Raw genomic sequence first — 17,088 nt, 5'->3', positions numbered from 1 at the left:
CGAGGCCGCCATGAGCGAGGACGAGATCGCACGGCTGGTGGAGCCGCTGATCCCGGGGCTGCGGCGCTACGCCCACGCCCTGGTACGGGACGGAACTGCCGCCGACGATCTCGTCCAGGACTGCCTGGAGCGCGTCGTCGGGCGCTGGCACCTGCGCCGCACTGAGGGCGACCTGCGCGCCTGGATCTACGCCATCCTGCGCAACCTCCACCTGTCGGCTCTGCGCCAAGGCCGCCGGCGCGGAGAGCACGTCGGGCTCGACGACATGGCCGAGCCCCCCGGCGTCGACGGCGGCCAGTTGAGCAGGGCCGAGTTCCGCGACGTTCTCGCCGGCCTAGAAGTCTTGAGCGAGGAGCACCGCACGGTGCTCCTTCTCGTCGGCGTCGAAGACCTGAGCTACGAGGAGACCGCCAAGGTCATGGGTCTGCCGATCGGAACCGTGATGTCGCGCCTGTCTCGCGCCCGGGAGCGCTTGCGCTCTTATCTCGACCATGGCGCGAGGCCGAACCTCAGGAGGGTCAAGTGAACCCTATCGACCTTCCCGTCGGCGAAGACGACATCCAGGCCTATCTCGACGGACGCCTCGGCCCCGAACGCGTCGAAGCGGTGGAACGCTATCTTGCGGACCATCCTGCGATCGCCGCCGACCTGGAGCGGGATCGCAGGCTGCTCGCCGAGTTGCGCGACCGCCTCGGCTCCAAGGCCGCCGAACCCATCCCGGCTCGCCTTCGCATCTCCAGCATCCGCGCCGGCGTGCGCCGTCGCCGGCTGCTCCACCTGCGGTCGGTCGCGGCCGTCTGTGCCTGGCTCACCGTCGGTGCGCTTGGGGGCTGGATGGCGAACGGCATCCTTGGGGCGCCAAACGCCGAACCCGTCCGCATCGCCCGCATGGCGGACGACGCGATCGCGGCCTACCGCACCTTCGTGGTCGAGGTCGTCCATCCCGTCGAGGTCAAAGCCGACGAGGAAGCTCATCTCGTGGGCTGGTTGTCGAAGCGGCTGCGAACATCGATCACCGCCCCGGACCTCACCCCGCTCGGCTACCGCCTGATGGGCGGTCGCCTCCTGCCCGGTGGCTCCGGTCCTGCCGCGATGCTGATGTACGACGACGACGCGGGCACGCGCCTGACGCTGTACGTCAAGACGGACGAGACCGAAGAGACGTCGTTCCAGTTCGTCGAGGAGGACGGCGTGTCCGCCTTCCTGTGGCGCGACCGCGGCCTTGGCTATGTCGTGACGGCCGGGACATCCCGCGATGCGTTGATGCCGGTCGCCCGGCTCGTTTACGACGAACTGGAGCGGTCGCCGAACGCCGCACCCGCGAACCAGCTTTGAGGAGCGCCCGTGACGCTGGAACAGCTTCGCATCTTCGTCGCGGTCGCCGAGCGCCAACACGTGACCGAGGCGGCGCGGGCGTTGAACCTCACGCAGTCGGCCACGAGCTCGGCGCTGGCCGCGCTGGAGAGCCGTCACGGCGTCCGGTTGTTCGATCGGGTCGGCCGCGGCATCGAGCTGACCGAGGCGGGACGCTTGTTCCTCCCGGAAGCACGCTCGGTCCTGGCACGGGCAGCGGAGGCGGCCAAGGCACTCGACGATCTCACCGAGCTTCGGCGCGGGCATGTCGCGCTGGCAGCCAGCCAAACGGTCGCCAACCACTGGCTTCCGCCTCGCATGCGGCGCTTCCGCGAACGCCATCCCGGCATCACCCTTTTCCTTCGCATCGCCAACACACGCGAGGTCAGCGAGGCGGTGGCCGCTGGGGACGCCGATCTCGGCTTCGTCGAGGACGAACTACGGGATCCGCGCCTGCGAACGACCCGTGTCGCCGACGACCGGCTCGTTCTCGTCGCATCCCCCGGCGATGGATCACCCGAGGGCGCTCCCCGATGCCTCCCGGAACTTGCAAAGGTGAGATGGGTCATGCGCGAGCCTGGGTCCGGCACGCGCAGCATTCTGGAAGACGCGCTGCGCGGCGCGGGCATCGATCCCGTCACGTTGTCGGTCGATCTCGAACTCCCGTCCAACGAGGCGGTGCGATCGGCCATCGAGGCTGGCGGCGTCGTCGGCGTCCTGCCGCTTGCGGTGGCTCAGCCAGGACTGCGGAGCGGGACGCTGATCGAGATCGCCTTCCCGCTTCCCGCTCGCGGCTTCCATGCGGTGGAGATGAAGGAGCGCAGCCTCGGCCGCGCGGCATCGGCGTTCCTGCACGAGCTTCGAGACAACCATCAGGGTCCGGACGAGTGACAGGCGACAACGAAGCGAGGTTGGATCGTCTCGTCCGGCATGTCGCCGCATCGGCCGGGACGCCGACCCTCTTCAACCCTTACGCCGACACGGACCCGGCGGTCGATGCTCCGGATGCCGCTTCGATCCGCTGCCGCAACCTTCGGCGATACCTCCATGCGTTTGCCGGACGGGACGGCATCGACCTGTGGCTCGGTGAAGCACCTTCGAGGTTCGGAGCCCGGCGCACGGGCGTGCCCTTCACAGGCGAAGGCCGATTGGTCGATCTCTCCTCGCGCCTTGCCGTCGCACCGTTCGAGATCGCGACGACGGCCGATGCTCCCGCCGCACCATCATCCGGTACCTCGCGCCAGATCTGGGGTGCACTGCCGGAACGGCTGCCCCTGTTCTGGAACGCCGTCATGCACCACCCGCATTGGGCAGGAACACCCGTGCGCAACCGAACGCCGTCCCGGTCCGAGATCGCCCGGTCTTGCGACACGCTGGCGCTTCTCGTCGAAACCGTCCGACCCCGTCGCATCCTCGCGATCGGGCGTGTGGCGGAGGGTGCGAGCGAAGGGTTCGGCGTGCCGGTCACCTACGTCCGCCATCCCGCCCAGGGCGGTGCGGCAGAGTTCCGTGCTGGGGTGACGACATTCCAGCGGGAGACGTCGTGACGGCGGTCGGCGGTCAGGTCTGCGCATCCACGATGGTGCCGAGATCGGCGGCCGAGATCATTCCGACCTGACGTTGCCCCCCGACGAAGAAGGTCGGCGTGCCGCTGACACCGAACTCGGTCCGCCCGCGCTCCTGAACCGCGACGACCTCGGCTTGCAGCGCCTTGTTCGACAGACAGGCGGTGAAGGCGTCGCGATTCATCCCCGCAAGCTGCGCGATGCCGAGAAGTGCCGTGGAGGCGTTCTCCGCCCGTGCCCATGCCGCCTGCTGGCGGAACAGGACGTCGATCATCGCGAGCGTCGCTTCGCCATTCAGGCATCGCGCTATCACGAACCCGGCGAGCGAACGCGGGTCGAGCGGAAACTCGCGCAGCACCAAACGGGCGCGGCCGGTGTCGATATGCGTGCGCCTGAACTCCGGCAGGACGCCGACGTGGAACTCGGCGCAGAAGCCGCAGGTCAGCGAGGTGTACTCAACCACCGTGACAGGGGCAGCCGCATCGCCGTAGCTGAGTTCCGCCAAGGGACCTGGGGTCTGCACCGCCGCCGGATCGACCGGCCCGCCGTCCTCTGCCAGAGCGGAACCGGGCAACGCTATTCCCAGTCCGACCATGGTGCCCCCGATGAGAAGGCGGCGACGATCAAGCGACGGGGCGATGGGACGTGATGGCAAGGGGCAGGTCTCCAATTGGTGTCGTTCGTGGGCGGCACGGCACTCGATCGGCCCTTCACCATGACGCTCCGGCCCGCCTGTTCTTCCCTGGCCCTATCTGGACGGGCATCACGAACGCGTCAGCCATCCGCGTTTCAACTGGCCTTCAGGCAGGGAGCGACGAAGAGGTCGCCGCGCCAGGCGCCCCGGACCGTGCGCACAGCCACGATCGACCAGACCACGGCGAGGAGAACAACCAGCGCTACGCCGAAGCCGTGGATCGCGGGAATGGGCAGGATCGTGCCGAGCTTCAGCGTCGTCACGGCGTAGACGCCGATCGGGAACGTATAGCCCCACCAGCCGAGATTGAACGGCAGGCCTTCCCGCAGGTAGCGGACCGTGACCAGCGTCGCGATGGCGAGCCACCACAGGCCGTAGCCCCAGAGAAGCAGGCCGCCGACGAGGCCGACGCCCTCCATCGTTGCGCCGAAGCGTTCCAGCCCGTTGGCGGCGAGGATCGCAGGAGCCGCCCCGCCCAGCGTCATTAGACCGAGCGCGCCGGTGCCGATGGGGCCGAGCGCCAGCCAGCTCGACGAGGCCATGGATGCGTGCGGCAGCTTGTGGACGGCGAGCCGCAGGACAAGCACCACGAGGACGCTCATGGCGATCGGCACCGACAGGGCCCAGAGCGCGTAGGACAGCGTGAGGACGAGGAGCTGGCTCTGCGGGTCGGCGAGATGTGGCGCGAGCAGGCCGCCCGACACCGCGGCAACCTCAGCCGCCACCATCGGCAGGAGCCAGACCGCGGTCATCTGGTCGATCGAATGGCTCTGCCGGGTGAACATCATGTAGGGGATCGCGATGCCGCAGGCCGCCGCCATCGCGACGTCGATCCACCAGAGCGTCTCGGCGATCCCCACCGCGACCTGGCCGAAGCGCGGCAGCCCGAAGATGAGGAAGCCGTTGATGAGGGTGGCGAGCCCCATCGGGATGCAGCCGAAGAACATCGACACGACGGAATGGCCGAAGATGCGCTTGGCCCCGTCGAAGAAGAAGATCCAGCGGGCGGCGTAGAGCGAGGTGAACAGGGCGAAGAGCCCGATGTTCAGCATCCACAAACCTTCCCCGATCGCATGGAGGAGCGGGACCGCGGTCCCGAACTGCGCGAGCGCGATGGCCAGGATGCCCGTGCCCATGGTGGCGGCGAACCAGTTCGGGGTGAACTGGCGCACCACCTCGCGGGGACTGTCGAGGCGCGACAGCGGGTGGAGGCCGAGCGAGACGGCACACATCTGTTCGAAGGTCATGGGCGAAGATCCTTTTCCTGCTCAGACCATGCGCGGCGACGACAGGTTGATCCAACGCGTTGTTCCGGTCTTTCCGATCGGTTGCATCGATCGGTTGCTTTCAGCGTCGGACTGGAAGCGGCGGACGCCTCGAGGCTCCGCATCGGGGAAAAATAAAAGTCGCGACCTCGGGAATGAAAGCGATCGACGAGCGTCTTCCCTTCCAGCCCGTGCTTGGAGGAAACGCCAGCCCCATGTCGAAGACGCTTCTCCTCGCCCTCGCCCTCGCCTTCGCCGGGGCGTCATTGACTTCGGCCGAAGCGCAGGACGCGCCTGCGCACCAGCATGCGACGATGTCACCGGCCACGCCCGGCGGCTCGCCCTATGCGCAAGCGACCGCAGCGGCGATGGAGACGATGCACGCCGGCATGATGTCGGCGCCGGTGACCGGCGATCCCGATCATGACTTCCTGTCCCAGATGATCCCGCATCACCAAGGGGCGATCGACATGGCGAAGGCCGTCCTCGGCTCGACCGAGGACCCGGCGATCCGCAACCTCGCCCAGTCCATCATCACCGAACAGACCTACGAGATCACGCTGATGCGCTCGATGCTCGCCGCATCCGCCGACACCACGAAACCCGTTCCGGAGACGACCCCATGACCCGCACCGCAATCCTCGCCGCCGCGCTCGTCGTCTCGACATCGGCCTTCGCGCTGCCTGCCGCCTCCGATCGCGTCTACACCGCCGACCAGAACTCCAACACGGTCTCGGTCATCGACCCCGTCGCGAACAAGTTGCTCGGCCAGATCCGCCTCGGCAACCCGCGTCCGGACGTTCTGAGCCCGCTCTACAAGGGCGAGGTCAACGTCCACGGCCTCGGGTTCTCGCCGGACCACAAGACGATCGTCGCCGTCTCCACCGTCACGAACTCCGTCACCTTCATCGATACGGCGACCAATGCGGTGAAGGGCACGACCTATGTCGGGCGCAACCCGCACGAGGCCTTCTTCACGCCGGACGGCGCGCAAGTCTGGGCGACGGTGCGCGGCGAGGACTACCTCTCGGTGATCGATGCCGAGACGTTCAAGGAGACAGGTCGTATCCCGACGACGAGCGGTCCGGGCATGACGAAGTTCTCCCGCGACGGCAAGCTCGCCTTCGTCGCGAACTCGTTCAATCCGGTGCTGGAGGTCTTCGACGTCGCGAGCCACGCGCTCGTCAAGCGCATTCCTGTCGTCTCGCCCTTCGTGCCCTTCGTGCAGGTCAGCCCCGACGGCCGCGACATCTGGCTGACGCACAAGGACGTCGGCAAGGTCACGCGCGTCGATGCCACGAGGCTCGAGGTGAAGGAGGTGATCGACAGCGGACCGATCTCTAACCATCTCGGCTTCGGCACGGTGAACGGTGAGACGCTGGTCTACGTCACGATCGGCGGCGAGAACGTCGTGAAGGTCTACAAGCCCGGAGAGAAGACGGAACTCGTCGCAACCATTCCGGTGGGTGCACTGCCCCACGGCATCTGGGGGGCGGACGATGGCAGCCGCATCTTCGTCGGGCTCGAGAACGACGATCGTGTCGACGTGATCGACACGGCCGAGCAGAAGGTCGTCGCCGAGATCCCGATCGGACAGGCCCCGCAGGCTCTCGTCTTCGTGCCGGGTGCGGTCCCGGAGGGTGCGGGCACGGAGAACCTTGAACCGTTGAAGGCGGGTCCGGAGAACCTGACGCTTTCGCTGAAGGCGCCCGAGGGGGCCACCGGCTCCGGCATGGTCGTCTCGCGCAACCTCGGGCTCGTCGATGCGATCGACGTCAGCGTCGCCAAGCTGAGGCCGATGACGGAGTACGGCGTGTTCTTCGAAGGACAGGACGAACCCGTCGTGGTGCTGAAGACCAACGACAAGGGAGCCGGCATGGCCTCCAGCATCGGCCCGGTGCGCACGCTTGCCGCCCCGGGGGTGCAATCGGCGGGCAAGGAGCCGCGGCTGGTCGTGGTCGAGGGACTAACAGCCACCGCCAGCCCGATTCTAACCAGCCGCTAGACACGGCTGGGTCCGCGACGACGCTGCTCACGGAAGACCCTAGTGGGGTGACGCGGAGCGACGGCAACGTCACAATGACAAAACCGGATCTTGAGTATCCGGAACACCGAAGCCAGCGACGTTTGGGCGAACGCGCACCATCGAGCTTGAATATTACAACGATGTTTGCAATATCGCAGGGATGAACGACGACACAGCCGTTGCCGCCCTGTCCGCCCTCGCCCATGCCGACCGCCTCGCGGCCTTCCGGATGCTCGTCCGGGCCGGCCCGAACGGCATGGCGTCGGGGGAAATCGCCGAGGCGCTATCCATCCCGCCGACGCGGATGAGCTTCCACCTCGCGACGCTCGAGCGCGCCAGGCTGCTGCGCTCGTGGCGGGACGGGCGCCGCATTCTCTACGCCGCGAGCTACGACGACATGCGCCAGCTCCTCGCCTTCCTGACCGAGGACTGCTGTTCGGGGAACCCAGAGATCTGCGGGAACCTCGGCGCCGACCTCCTCGCCCCCTCATGCTCGTCGGAGACCTGTTCGTGACCGTCACGATCTACCACAACCCCGCCTGCGGCACGTCGCGCAACACGCTGGAGATGATCCGCCAGTCCGGTGAGGAGCCGCAGGTGATCGAGTACCTGAAGGACCCGCCGAGCCGTGAGGTCCTGGCCGAACTCCTCGACATGATGGGCATGAAGCCGCGGGACATCCTGCGCGAGAAGGGCACGCCCTACGCCGAACTCGGGCTTGCCGACCCCAAGCTGACAGACGAGGAACTGCTCGCGGCGATGATCGAGCACCCGATCCTGATCAACCGCCCGATCGTCGTGACGGACAAGGGCGCCGCGCTCTGCCGACCGTCCGAGAAGGTGCTGCCGCTCCTTGCCAACCCAGTCGCGACGTTCACCAAGGAAGACGGGGAAACCGTCGCCTCCTCGGGGCTGGCTACGTGACGGATCCCGCCGCTCTCGACCTGCCCTCCGTCGACCTCGACCAGCTCCGCCCGATCGACGGGAACGCGCTCGCCGGCCCCGGCGCCCCGACGCATCCGCCGCGCATCCTCGTCCTCTACGGCTCGATCCGCGAGCGGTCCTACTCCCGCCTACTGTCCGAGGAGGCCGGTCGCCTGCTTCGCTGGTTCGGCTGCGAGGAGAAGACGTTCGATCCCCGCGGCCTGCCGCTTCCCGACGGGGCGGAGCCCGGCCACCCGAAGGTGAAGGAGCTCCGCGACCTCGCCGACTGGTGCGAGGGCATGGTGTGGGTCAGCCCGGAGCGCCATGGCGCGATGACTGGGATCATGAAGGCGCAGATCGACTGGATCCCGCTGGCGCTCGGCGCCAAGCGTCCGACGCAGGGCAAGACGCTGGCCGTCATGGAGGTGTCGGGCGGCTCGCAGTCCTTCAACGCCGTGAACCAGATGCGCATCCTCGGCCGCTGGATGCGCATGGTGACGATCCCGAACCAGTCGTCGGTCCCGAAGGCGTTCCTTGAGTTCGACGAGGCGGGACGCATGAAGCCGTCGGCTTATCTCAGCCGCGTCGTCGACGTCTGCGAGGAACTGGTGAAGTTCACCCACCTCGTGCGCGGCCGCTCGGACTACCTGACGGATCGCTACTCCGAGCGCGTTGAGAGCGCCGAGCAACTCTCGATGCGCGTGAACCAGCGCACCCTCTGATCCTCCTGTCCCCGGACATCCCATGCTCGCCCTCGCGATCTTCGTCGCCACCCTCGTCCTCGTCATCTGGCAGCCCCGGGGCCTCGGCATCGGCTGGTCGGCACTCATCGGCGCCGCGGTCGCACTGGCGACCGGCGTCGTCGGCTGGGGCGACGTCGGGACGGTCTGGCAGATCGTGTGGGACGCGACCTTCACCTTCGTCGCGCTGATCGTCATCTCGCTTGTCCTCGACGAGGCCGGGTTCTTCGCCTGGGCCGCTCTCCACGTCGCCCGCTGGGGCAGGGGCAACGGGCGGCGGCTGTTCCCGCTCGTCGTCCTGCTGGGTGCGACGATCGCCGCCGTCTTCGCCAACGACGGGGCCGCGCTTCTCCTCACCCCGATCGTGCTCGCCATCCTCCTGCGCCTCGACTTCCCGCCCGCCGGGGCGCTCGCCTTCGTCGTCGCCTGCGGGTTCGTCGCCGACACGACCAGCCTGCCGCTCGTCGTGTCGAACCTCGTGAACATCGTCACCGCGAACTTCTTCGACGTGTCCTTCGGCCGCTACGCCGCGGTCATGGTCNGACACGACCAGCCTGCCGCTCGTCGTGTCGAACCTCGTGAACATCGTCACCGCGAACTTCTTCGACGTGTCCTTCGGCCGCTACGCCGCGGTCATGGTCCCGGTGAACCTCGTCTCGCTGGCGGCGACGCTCCTCGTCCTGTGGGCGCACTTCCGGAAGGACATCCCGACGACATACAACGTGCACCAGCTCGAGGCCCCCAACAGCGCAATCCGCGACCCGGCCGTGTTCCGGACCGCGTTCCCGCTCCTTGGGCTCCTGCTCGTCGCCTACTTCGTAACGGGGCCGCTCGGCGTGCCAATAGCCTTCGTCACAGGTGCCGCCGCCCTCGTCCTCATGGCGGTTGCGGGACGGTGGTTCACCAGTGGGCACGGTGCGGTGGTCGACCTGCCGAAGGTCCTGCGCGAGGCGCCGTGGCAGATCGTCCTGTTCTCGATCGGCATGTACCTCGTTGTCTACGGCCTCGGGAACGCCGGCCTGACCGACATCGCCGCAAACGTCCTGCGCTGGCTCGCCGATCGGGGCACGCTCGTCGCCACCGTCGGCACGGGCTTCGTAGTGGCAGTGCTCGCCTCCGTCATGAACAACATGCCCGCGACCCTCGTCGGGGCGCTTGCCATCGACCGGGTGGACGTCGCGCCCCTCACTCGCGAGCTCATGGTCTACGCCAACGTCGTCGGCAACGACCTCGGCCCGAAGTTCACGCCGATCGGCTCGCTCGCGACCCTCCTGTGGCTGCACGTCCTCGCGGGCAAGGGGCAGCGGATCACCTGGGGCCAGTACATGCGGGTCGGCCTCGTCCTGACCCCGCCCGTGCTGCTGGCGACGCTCGTCGCCCTCTGGGTGTGGCTGCCGGTTGCCCCATGATGTCCGCTTCAGCGTCCTCTTGATTCGGAAGCGGACTGACTGGTTTCCACCCGTTCCAGACCCTAGGCCGGACAGTCTTTCCCCACATCCTGGGGCGAACTTCCCCCATTCTGCCCCACACCTGCGTTCGCCAGGTGTGCCTGCACGATCGGGATCGGGATCCCGGTTCGTATGGTAATCCGCCTAACTGGTTGGCCTTCCCGGTGAAGACGCTCGATAGCTGAGCGCGTCCGGTGCGACAGCCGATAGACTGGCGTGATCTGCAGGTCCGAAAGCTTGTGACGCACCGTGCTCTCGGACCGTCCGAGAGCCACGGCGATGTCTCTGACGGAAGGCTCCGTCAGAGCGAGGGCTCGGAGGATCCGTATTTCCCCCTCCGTCCAGATTTCGATCACTCGGCCATTCTTCGTCACGTCTGCCTCTCAACCTCCATGAACGCCTGACCTGTCAGGGCGCACATGTCCTCAACGATCGTGAAGGGCGATGGGCAGGGAGGAACGCATCAGACGGGCTTCAAGGTAACGGACAAGCTCGGATGGTTCATCGCCTTCCTGAGAGCGCTCCACGCGATGGTGTTCGCTGCCCTGTCTTCCGAAAATTCGGCCGCCACGGCGGCGGCGATGTCATCGAACACGCGGACCATGCGACGGACCTTGACGTACTCTTCCGCTCTGCTTCTCCGTCCGATGCCAGTCTGCACGAGGCGCTCGTAGACCGCCGTCCGGGAAACGCCCAAAGCCAGCCTGATCTCGCGGATCGAACGGAAGTCGTCGTGCATCTCGGACAGGGTCCGGTCCATCTCACGGGACCAGACCATCTTGACCCTGTGATAGCCGAGTTGGGCCCGGCGCCATGCCACGACGCGCAGGGGGAGATCCGTCAGACGGGCGATCTCGACCGACGTCATGCCGAGCTGGCAGTAGGTGTCGAGAAGGATCTCGTCCTCCATGCAGAGGTCGTTCTTTCCCGGCATCTGGGTCACGGTCTGTCCTTCCACGTGAGCTTGACGTCGTCGTGCCTGAGCACCCGGTTGAGGGCTGACGATACGGCGAAGGCCATGCGCTCGGTCTCGTCTTCGGACCGGCACTTGGCCGCGAGGACTGTCTCGGCGACGATCCTGACGACGAGCGCATGAAGGGCGTTGCCGGGCCTGCCGATCTCGGCGACCAGATCGTCGATCGCCTTCTCGTTGGACACCGGACGGGGCGGACGGGGCCCGCGGACGCCCATCGCCTTCACACGCTGGTAGACGTCCATCCGGGTACACCCGATCTCGGAGGCGATCCTTTTCAGGGACTGACCGGCTTCGAGACCGGTGCGAATGTACGCGTCGGGATCGATCCGGGTCACGAGAGCACCTTGGGCGGATGGAGGATGTAGGTCGCGTGACGCTCGATCACCGCCCCTCTGTCGCGGAGGCGATGGACATAAACGTTGATGTCGTGCAGGCCACGACATCCAGCGGCGGAACTGAGTTCACGACGGGAGGCCATACCTTGGCGCAGGCGACCCATGATGCCGCGCATACGAACCGAGGCTCCCGCCAGGTCCATCGAGCCACCGACGAGGGCGTATCTCGTGGCATAGGTGATCCGGTGCCCGCACTTCCGCAGCCTGCAGACGGTGACGGCGATGGTCCCGATCTGCGGCTCGTCGTCGATGTCGTAGACGCCCATCAAGGTGTCCAGCGTGACCGGCTCGCCGTCGGCCTCTTCAAGCACGGCCAGGAGACGGTTCTGGATCGTCGGCCGGACGCCGGGGGCCGTCACGGGCATCCCGTAGACGACGGGGCGTCGACGCTCGACGTACTCCGTCGGCAACTCCAGACGATCGGCGATCGCGTCCGGCCTCAGACCGCGCAGCGCGCAGATCGCGATCCGATGGTCCATCGGTCTGGGAACAATTGACTGTAGACCCTGAGAGACCATGTTCGACCCCGATATCGTGTGCATCGTTGAAAAATATCGTGTGCATCGATAAGCCGTCAATGGCTCGTTAATCGATGCACATGATATTTTTTCGGAGGACCCATGCTAGGCGTGGTCGAAGGTTCGCAGTCCGAGGCGCGAGTGGGACGCAGGAAAGAGTACGCAGAGCGGATGCACTGCCTGTTCAGGGAAGGAACACGCAGCAGGATCGACGACGTCCTCTGGCCCGACGAGGAGCGTCTGGCGTTCGTCAGAGAAGCAGTCGATCGCGAGATCGAGCGTCGGGCTCGGGGCGAGACTGAGATGGTCGCCGAAGAAAAAACGTTGGACGGCTAGTTCCCACTTTCATCGATCAGCTCAATACTATGCACACGATATTCAGTCGTGCGGAGCGAGACGATGTGGAAGGCCATTCGAGATGCACTCAGGATGATCGGCGAGGCGTTGAGCCGAACGACGTCAGCCATCAGCCACGGTTTCTGGGCGACGGACGCCTGGCTGACCGATTTCTGGAACCGTTGGTCGAGGGCCGTGTCCGGAACTTCCTACCGGCCGGCGCCGGTCACGGACGTCCAGGACTCTGTCGACGCGATCATCGGTCGTCGACCCGACCCCTCTCCCAGCCCGGATGATCTGGCCGAGCGTGGTGCCCTGGTTCGCAGTGCGGCGGTGAGGATCCTGTGCGGCGATCGCGATGCCGGTCGGGATTTGCCGTCGGACGTGAGGCTTTGGCTTTTGGCCCTTGCCAAGCCCGATCTACGGACCGTGCTCGACGCGACGGACGAGCAGATCGGCAGGCATGCCTCGGGGAAGCAGTGCATCCGCGGGTCCGGTAACCGGCCGGTGCCGGTCCCTGATGTCGAGCGCGATCTGATGACGATCCGGAAGCGCGAGGAGGCCCTCTCGCGGGGGCTCACGATGCAGGAACGCAAGCACCTCGAGGACGTGCTCGCCGTCAGAGCGACGAGAGAGGTCGAGGAAACGCCCGAGCCGGCAGGCGACGAGCCGACGGACGTGATGTCGCCTCGTCCGCGGAGTTAACGCTTCATCAGCAGGCGGGCATTCTCGAGAGCCATGTCAGCCAGACGCTTCTCGAGGATGTCCGCCCTAGCCTTCTCCCGATCCGCCCTCGCCCGCTCACTGCGGTAGGCTACGGCGAGCTGGTTGAACCCAGCGACCTCGTCGTCCCGTCGGGCGTTCGCATCGCATGCGTCCTGCCATGCCTGAGCCCTGTTGACGCCACGCTGAAAAGCTCCGGCCGCCCCCCCGATGAGCATGCCCGTGGCGAGGCCCATGTGGCCGACCTGACGAAAACCCTCACGTGCCATTTTCAACGATCCTCATGATCCCGGCGGAGTCCAGCATATGACGGCCGTACCTATGAACAGCGGGTTAACGCCCGAAGATGCCGCCGAACTCCTTCGTCAGGACGCACGCGCCCGACAGCGAGACAGTCGAGCCAGGAAGGCCGAACGTGCTGCAGCCCAAGAGCGCTTACTCGCGGAACGAGAAGCGGAGCGCCTCGCCGTCCTGGTCGCCAAGACCGAGCGGATCGCCGAACTCGAGGCGCGGCTCTCAGAGGCCGGGGAGAGGTCGCGGGTGGCTGAGGAGCTTCTCGAAGATGCCGTGACGTTGCTGGCGATCCATTATGACGTCGCCGGCCTCAAGGCTCGCGGTGCGTCTCACGCCAACTGCACGATCGTGGACCTGGCCAACGAGGCTGCCCTCATGCGCTTCGAACTGCTCACGAAACGCTACTGGACCTGCAGTCCCTCCGAAGCGGTCCTGCGGGCTCAGGCACTTCTTCAGATGCTGATCGATAGACGCGGGACGCTGCCATCGGGCAACGAGCCGGTGACGATCTCCCGCGGCGTCACACCCCCCGGCACCCCCGTTACACCGACAGTGCGTAACACACATCGACCAACGAGAATCGCCGATAGGTCACATGGAGCCCCCTCGATATCGGCTGAGGAGGAGGCGTGGATCGACGCTCAGTCGCGGTCTCCATATGATCCAGAGGAAGCCCGGATCGCGCACATTGAGGCGCTGGCCGAAGGCGGTAAGGACGACGACGGCGAGAGGTTCTGAAAGGTTGTGACGTCACAGAAAACCCTGCTCTCGCGGGCTGTGACGTCACAAAATCCGTTGCCTGCGTTGTGACGTCACAAGTCACGTGGCCTTGACGTAGTGACCATTGGTCACCAAACTGACACTCAGGATCGGGCACTGACGCCCGCCGGAGAACAACATGTCACCAGCAGAGTTCAAGGCCGCCAGGCTTCGTCTGGGCCTCTCGATTTACGATCTTGGAAGCCTCCTCGGCGTCGACCCCAGGACCATCAGGAAGTGGGAGGCCGATCCGGCCGGTTCGAACGCCCGCCCGCCGAACCCCGTCGCTTCCAGAGTGATGTCGTGGCTCGAAAGTGGCTTCCGTCCCCCCGAATGGCCGGCCGTCCCCTCGACCGACGAGGAGGCGTGACGTGGGGTGGATCGAGTGCAAGGCGCGGGACCTCGTCATCGGTGATGCGATCCTCCTGACCCGGCGTGTCGAGATCAAAGGCGAGAACGGCAGGTACGTTCAGGGAACGGTGCGCCAGAAGGACAAGGCGACGGGGACGTGGTTGGATGCCAAGGGCCGGCAGAAGGTCGATTGGCGGCATACCGCGAGGGTGCTGGACATCCTGGCCAACGCGGGTGACCCAGCCGTTGTAATTGAGCGGATCGACGACCACCCGCCCAAAGAGGCCGGGGCGGTCAGACCGCTTGCCGTTGAGCAGATTCCGTTCCGGGTTCTGGACTGGTCGTCAATGAAGCTCAGGCGACACACGGATCACGGACCGACCCAGCGGACGAACTCCCACGGCCGCTTTTTCCTTCTCCAGATGATCAGGGAAGCGGCCGGTGGCGACGAGACGAACGAGCAGGCGATCGGCCGGCTCTCTCTATGCGTCCGCCGTGGCGACATCGACGAGGCGGAGACGAGCGGGTCCCTTCCTGCCCGGATCGGCAGGTCCAACGCCATCGGCATGCTGAAGGACGAAAGGCTCTTCTCGGAGGCAGCCGTCAGGCAGTTGACCGGCAGGATGTCGTTGCCAGACAGCCGGAATGTGCCCGATCTCGGCCATGAGGGGCTCGGAACGTCATTCTCGCGTTCCAGGACCGATCACACGTTCAAAGATCCAGACGACGGTCGCCCCATAATCATCTTCGGCAAGGACCTCGGCTACGTTCAGCCGGCTGACCCTAGCGATCCGGAGGTGACGGCGATCCTTGAGGCGATGCCCGATGCCGAGGTTCGCATCCTGACCCATCCGACACGTGAGGACATGATTCGCCTGAGACGCCATTTCGCGCCGAAGGCTTCGGACGCGGTCGGCGAGGTTCCTGGGTCCGATGAATCCGACGCAGACGGGGAAGAGTCTGTTAACTACGCTGACACTTCGATCGACGAATAGGACGGATTCCGGGGCGATCGATTCACATCCGGTTAACGCCTGCCATAGACGCCCGATCGATTCAGCTCCACACTGATTTAGAAACGGAAACGGGTCCCGTCGGCAAAACGAGACCCGCTTCTTGAAACCAACCGCCTGATTCGACTGCCGGCCCCTCTTCACCGACAACTCTAGTCCCAGAGACCCGAGTTATCAAGGCCACGCAGTCGATCCCAGGCCGTCCGAACGGCGGGATTTGGAATGAACTGCGCGGGTGAACAAACCGCAAACAAACGGGGTGCCACGTCCCCCTCTGACGACCGTCAGCGATTCATCGCCAGACGTCGCGAGCAGAAGCGGATGGAGCGCGACCGCCTCGAGCATGGGTTCCGGCACCGCGATTTTGGACAGATCGTCCTCGGACGCCGTCGTGCGGATTTTGGCGAGACCGGTCTTCGATCGGACCATCTCGGTCTGTCCGGAGCGCTCTTCGTCGGCGGTTGTCCGAAGGGAAAAACCCTCCGGGGCGGACGTTCGAAAGACGTCATGATGCCGGTCGGCCCGAGCAAGCTCCTCGGGCTGGACGTGGCTTATATCGAAGGCAACCGGCGGATGGTGTCGCTGATCCGCGTGGATCTCGATCTCGTCTTCCCGTCACCGGATCACGCGATCGCCGCCATCCGGGATGTCGTCGAGGCAGGCGACCTCCCGTGCATGCCGCACCTGATCTGCGGCGACGTCGGACCGGCGAGGATCAGGACGACAAGCGAGGATGGAACGACCACGGAAGTCTACCATCTTGAAGCCTTCATCCGTCCCCACCTGTGGGTGATACTCCCCCGCGGTTCGGCCGTAAACTGCGGACCGAACGGGCGCTCCGAACCCAGGCGCCTCCTGGCCGGTGTTGCGAGGGGCATCAACAGTGCTCTGCTTCACCTCGGCGCCGATCCAGCGGCGTCGCCTTTCCTCGTGCGAGGCAAGAATCCGCTCTCGCCCTACCTCTGGTCTGCGGCGCTGAACAACCAGGTCTGGCCGAGCCTCTCAGAGTGGTCGGATTGGGTCGACACGCGCATCTCACCGGAGAAGCTTTCCAGGCAGGCGGCGGAGGTCCAGAGCGGGTTGGATAAGGCGCCATCGAACGTGGCCTTCACCGCTTGGCAGCGGACGGCCTACGACCTCCTGCGCGCCGCCCATAGCGTCAACGACCCGATCTACCTCGACGCCGTCCAGCCGTCCGTCGATCCCAGTGCCCTGGCCGACCTTCTACGCGAAAGGATGCCTCTTGCAGACCTCGACCGAGATCCAGCCTGGAGTGACGTGGCGGCCGAGCGAGTCTGGAACAGCGTCGTGTCGCACGCCTCCGCGTCGTGGGATCCGTCGAAGGCCGAGGTCGTCCGCGTAGCACGCGGAGCCATGCGGCACGTAACGGACGGGATGACGAGGAAGAAGGCACAGTCAGCGGCAGGAAAGCGCGCCGTGGCCATCCGGGCAGACAAGACGCTGACAGCCATGATTGACGCTTACCATACCATCGTAGCAGACGGTGGCAGTCCGTCTCAGACCGGCGTGGCCGTCAAGGCAGGCGTCAACCGACGGACGGCGATCCGGATGTGGGCCGAGGTCACCTCCGGGGTGTGCAAAACGGTGTCTAATTAACAAGCATACGGGAGAACGCTTGCCGTGCTCCCATGCACACCGATGGGGGTGTGACTTTAGGTGTATAGATAAAAAGCTATCCCCGTCCCAG

General features: G+C 65.9%; 21 protein-coding genes and 1 pseudogene. 16 read left to right on the top strand and 6 right to left on the bottom strand.

What is annotated here, in order from left to right; genetic code table 11:
• Positions 1–10 precede the first annotated feature (10 nt).
• The 4 genes from ASF65_RS00240 to ASF65_RS00225 are packed head-to-tail and all read left to right on the top strand — an operon-like array spanning position 11 to position 2,900.
• Entirely contained in the window at positions 11–526 is a 516-nt protein-coding gene (locus tag ASF65_RS00240; protein WP_055883452.1) for an RNA polymerase sigma factor, read from the top strand.
• Entirely contained in the window at positions 523–1,335 is an 813-nt protein-coding gene (locus tag ASF65_RS00235) for an anti-sigma factor (RefSeq protein WP_055883449.1), read from the top strand. Before ASF65_RS00240 ends, ASF65_RS00235 begins: the two co-directional genes overlap by 4 nt.
• Positions 1,336–1,344: 9 nt before the next feature.
• Positions 1,345–2,244, top strand: coding sequence for a LysR family transcriptional regulator (locus ASF65_RS00230; protein ID WP_055883446.1), 900 nt, complete (start codon positions 1,345–1,347; stop codon positions 2,242–2,244).
• A 20-nt stretch (positions 2,245–2,264) separates the two neighbouring features.
• Entirely contained in the window at positions 2,265–2,900 is a 636-nt protein-coding gene (locus tag ASF65_RS00225) for a uracil-DNA glycosylase (RefSeq protein ID WP_055883443.1), read from the top strand.
• A gap of 13 nt (positions 2,901–2,913) precedes the next feature.
• Here ASF65_RS00225 and ASF65_RS00220 read toward each other — a convergent pair whose 3' ends face one another.
• Both ASF65_RS00220 and ASF65_RS00215 read right to left on the bottom strand, forming a co-directional pair.
• Complete coding sequence (locus ASF65_RS00220; RefSeq protein WP_244486515.1) at positions 2,914–3,492, bottom strand: DsbA family protein; 579 nt, start codon at positions 3,490–3,492, stop codon at positions 2,914–2,916.
• A gap of 215 nt (positions 3,493–3,707) precedes the next feature.
• The gene (locus tag ASF65_RS00215) at positions 3,708–4,859 is read right to left on the bottom strand and encodes a TDT family transporter (protein ID WP_055883437.1); all 1,152 of its coding nucleotides are present in this window, start codon (positions 4,857–4,859) and stop codon (positions 3,708–3,710) included.
• 233 nt (positions 4,860–5,092) lie between these two features.
• Between ASF65_RS00215 and ASF65_RS00210 the strand changes: the two genes are divergently transcribed.
• The 7 genes and pseudogenes from ASF65_RS00210 to ASF65_RS21935 all read left to right on the top strand — a co-directional run.
• The gene (locus ASF65_RS00210) at positions 5,093–5,503 is read left to right on the top strand and encodes a DUF305 domain-containing protein (protein WP_244486514.1); all 411 of its coding nucleotides are present in this window, start codon (positions 5,093–5,095) and stop codon (positions 5,501–5,503) included.
• Positions 5,500–6,882, top strand: coding sequence for a hypothetical protein (locus ASF65_RS00205; RefSeq protein WP_055883431.1), 1,383 nt, complete (start codon positions 5,500–5,502; stop codon positions 6,880–6,882). Before ASF65_RS00210 ends, ASF65_RS00205 begins: the two co-directional genes overlap by 4 nt.
• Before the next feature lie 181 nt (positions 6,883–7,063).
• Positions 7,064–7,417, top strand: coding sequence for a metalloregulator ArsR/SmtB family transcription factor (locus ASF65_RS00200; RefSeq protein WP_055883429.1), 354 nt, complete (start codon positions 7,064–7,066; stop codon positions 7,415–7,417).
• A complete protein-coding gene (gene arsC, locus ASF65_RS00195) occupies positions 7,414–7,827 on the top strand; it encodes an arsenate reductase (glutaredoxin) (protein ID WP_055884904.1) in 414 nt (137 codons plus the stop codon). Before ASF65_RS00200 ends, arsC begins: the two co-directional genes overlap by 4 nt.
• A complete protein-coding gene (gene arsH / locus ASF65_RS00190; protein ID WP_055883426.1) occupies positions 7,824–8,549 on the top strand; it encodes an arsenical resistance protein ArsH in 726 nt (241 codons plus the stop codon). Before arsC ends, arsH begins: the two co-directional genes overlap by 4 nt.
• Before the next feature lie 22 nt (positions 8,550–8,571).
• Positions 8,572–9,108, top strand: a pseudogene (locus ASF65_RS21940) (ArsB/NhaD family transporter); the annotation flags it as partial.
• 1 nt (position 9,109) lies between these two features.
• The coding region (locus ASF65_RS21935; RefSeq protein WP_244486513.1) for an ArsB/NhaD family transporter at positions 9,110–9,976 on the top strand (867 nt) is incomplete at its 5' end.
• 502 nt (positions 9,977–10,478) lie between these two features.
• Here ASF65_RS21935 and ASF65_RS00180 read toward each other — a convergent pair.
• Genes ASF65_RS00180 through ASF65_RS00170 form a run of 3 tightly spaced genes read right to left on the bottom strand, consistent with a single transcriptional unit; the run spans position 10,479 to position 11,904 of the window.
• On the bottom strand, positions 10,479–10,958 hold the full coding sequence (locus ASF65_RS00180; protein ID WP_055883422.1) for an Lrp/AsnC family transcriptional regulator: 480 nt from the start codon (positions 10,956–10,958) through the stop codon (positions 10,479–10,481).
• Positions 10,955–11,326, bottom strand: a complete 372-nt coding sequence (locus tag ASF65_RS00175; protein WP_156369113.1) for a hypothetical protein — start codon at positions 11,324–11,326, stop codon at positions 10,955–10,957. Before ASF65_RS00175 ends, ASF65_RS00180 begins: the two co-directional genes overlap by 4 nt.
• A complete protein-coding gene (locus tag ASF65_RS00170; protein WP_156369112.1) occupies positions 11,323–11,904 on the bottom strand; it encodes a hypothetical protein in 582 nt (193 codons plus the stop codon). The genes ASF65_RS00175 and ASF65_RS00170 overlap by 4 nt, the downstream gene beginning before the upstream one ends.
• 102 nt (positions 11,905–12,006) lie before the next feature.
• Here ASF65_RS00170 and ASF65_RS00165 point away from each other — a divergent pair, with 102 nt between their 5' ends.
• Together ASF65_RS00165 and ASF65_RS00160 are read left to right on the top strand one after the other, a co-directional pair.
• The gene (locus ASF65_RS00165) at positions 12,007–12,240 is read left to right on the top strand and encodes a hypothetical protein (RefSeq protein ID WP_055883411.1); all 234 of its coding nucleotides are present in this window, start codon (positions 12,007–12,009) and stop codon (positions 12,238–12,240) included.
• Between the two features lie 63 nt (positions 12,241–12,303).
• Entirely contained in the window at positions 12,304–12,945 is a 642-nt protein-coding gene (locus ASF65_RS00160; protein ID WP_156369111.1) for a hypothetical protein, read from the top strand.
• Here the strand turns inward: ASF65_RS00160 and ASF65_RS00155 are convergent.
• Entirely contained in the window at positions 12,942–13,232 is a 291-nt protein-coding gene (locus ASF65_RS00155) for a hypothetical protein (protein ID WP_055883406.1), read from the bottom strand. The two genes, ASF65_RS00160 and ASF65_RS00155, sit on opposite strands and share 4 nt — an antisense overlap.
• 37 nt (positions 13,233–13,269) lie before the next feature.
• On the opposite strand from ASF65_RS00155, the gene ASF65_RS00150 reads away from it, so the two are divergent.
• The 3 genes from ASF65_RS00150 to ASF65_RS00135 all read left to right on the top strand — a co-directional run bounded on the left by ASF65_RS00150 (position 13,270) and on the right by ASF65_RS00135 (position 16,997).
• The gene (locus tag ASF65_RS00150; protein WP_055883403.1) at positions 13,270–13,995 is read left to right on the top strand and encodes a hypothetical protein; all 726 of its coding nucleotides are present in this window, start codon (positions 13,270–13,272) and stop codon (positions 13,993–13,995) included.
• A 392-nt stretch (positions 13,996–14,387) separates the two neighbouring features.
• Positions 14,388–15,362: a hypothetical protein gene (locus ASF65_RS00140; protein ID WP_055883396.1), complete on the top strand. Its 975-nt coding sequence runs from the start codon at positions 14,388–14,390 to the stop codon at positions 15,360–15,362.
• Positions 15,363–15,701: 339 nt separating this feature from the next.
• Positions 15,702–16,997 carry a hypothetical protein gene (locus tag ASF65_RS00135; RefSeq protein WP_156369109.1) on the top strand — a complete coding sequence of 432 codons (1,296 nt, stop codon included), beginning with the start codon at positions 15,702–15,704 and terminating at the stop codon, positions 16,995–16,997.
• The last annotated feature ends 91 nt before the right edge of the window (positions 16,998–17,088 follow it).

It is taken from the genome of Aureimonas sp. Leaf324 (assembly GCF_001423245.1).
In the GTDB taxonomy this organism is placed as follows: Bacteria; Pseudomonadota; Alphaproteobacteria; order Rhizobiales; family Rhizobiaceae; genus Aureimonas.
The sequence above is the reverse complement of the archived record's forward strand: the minus strand, read 5'-3'. Positions and strand labels throughout refer to the sequence as shown.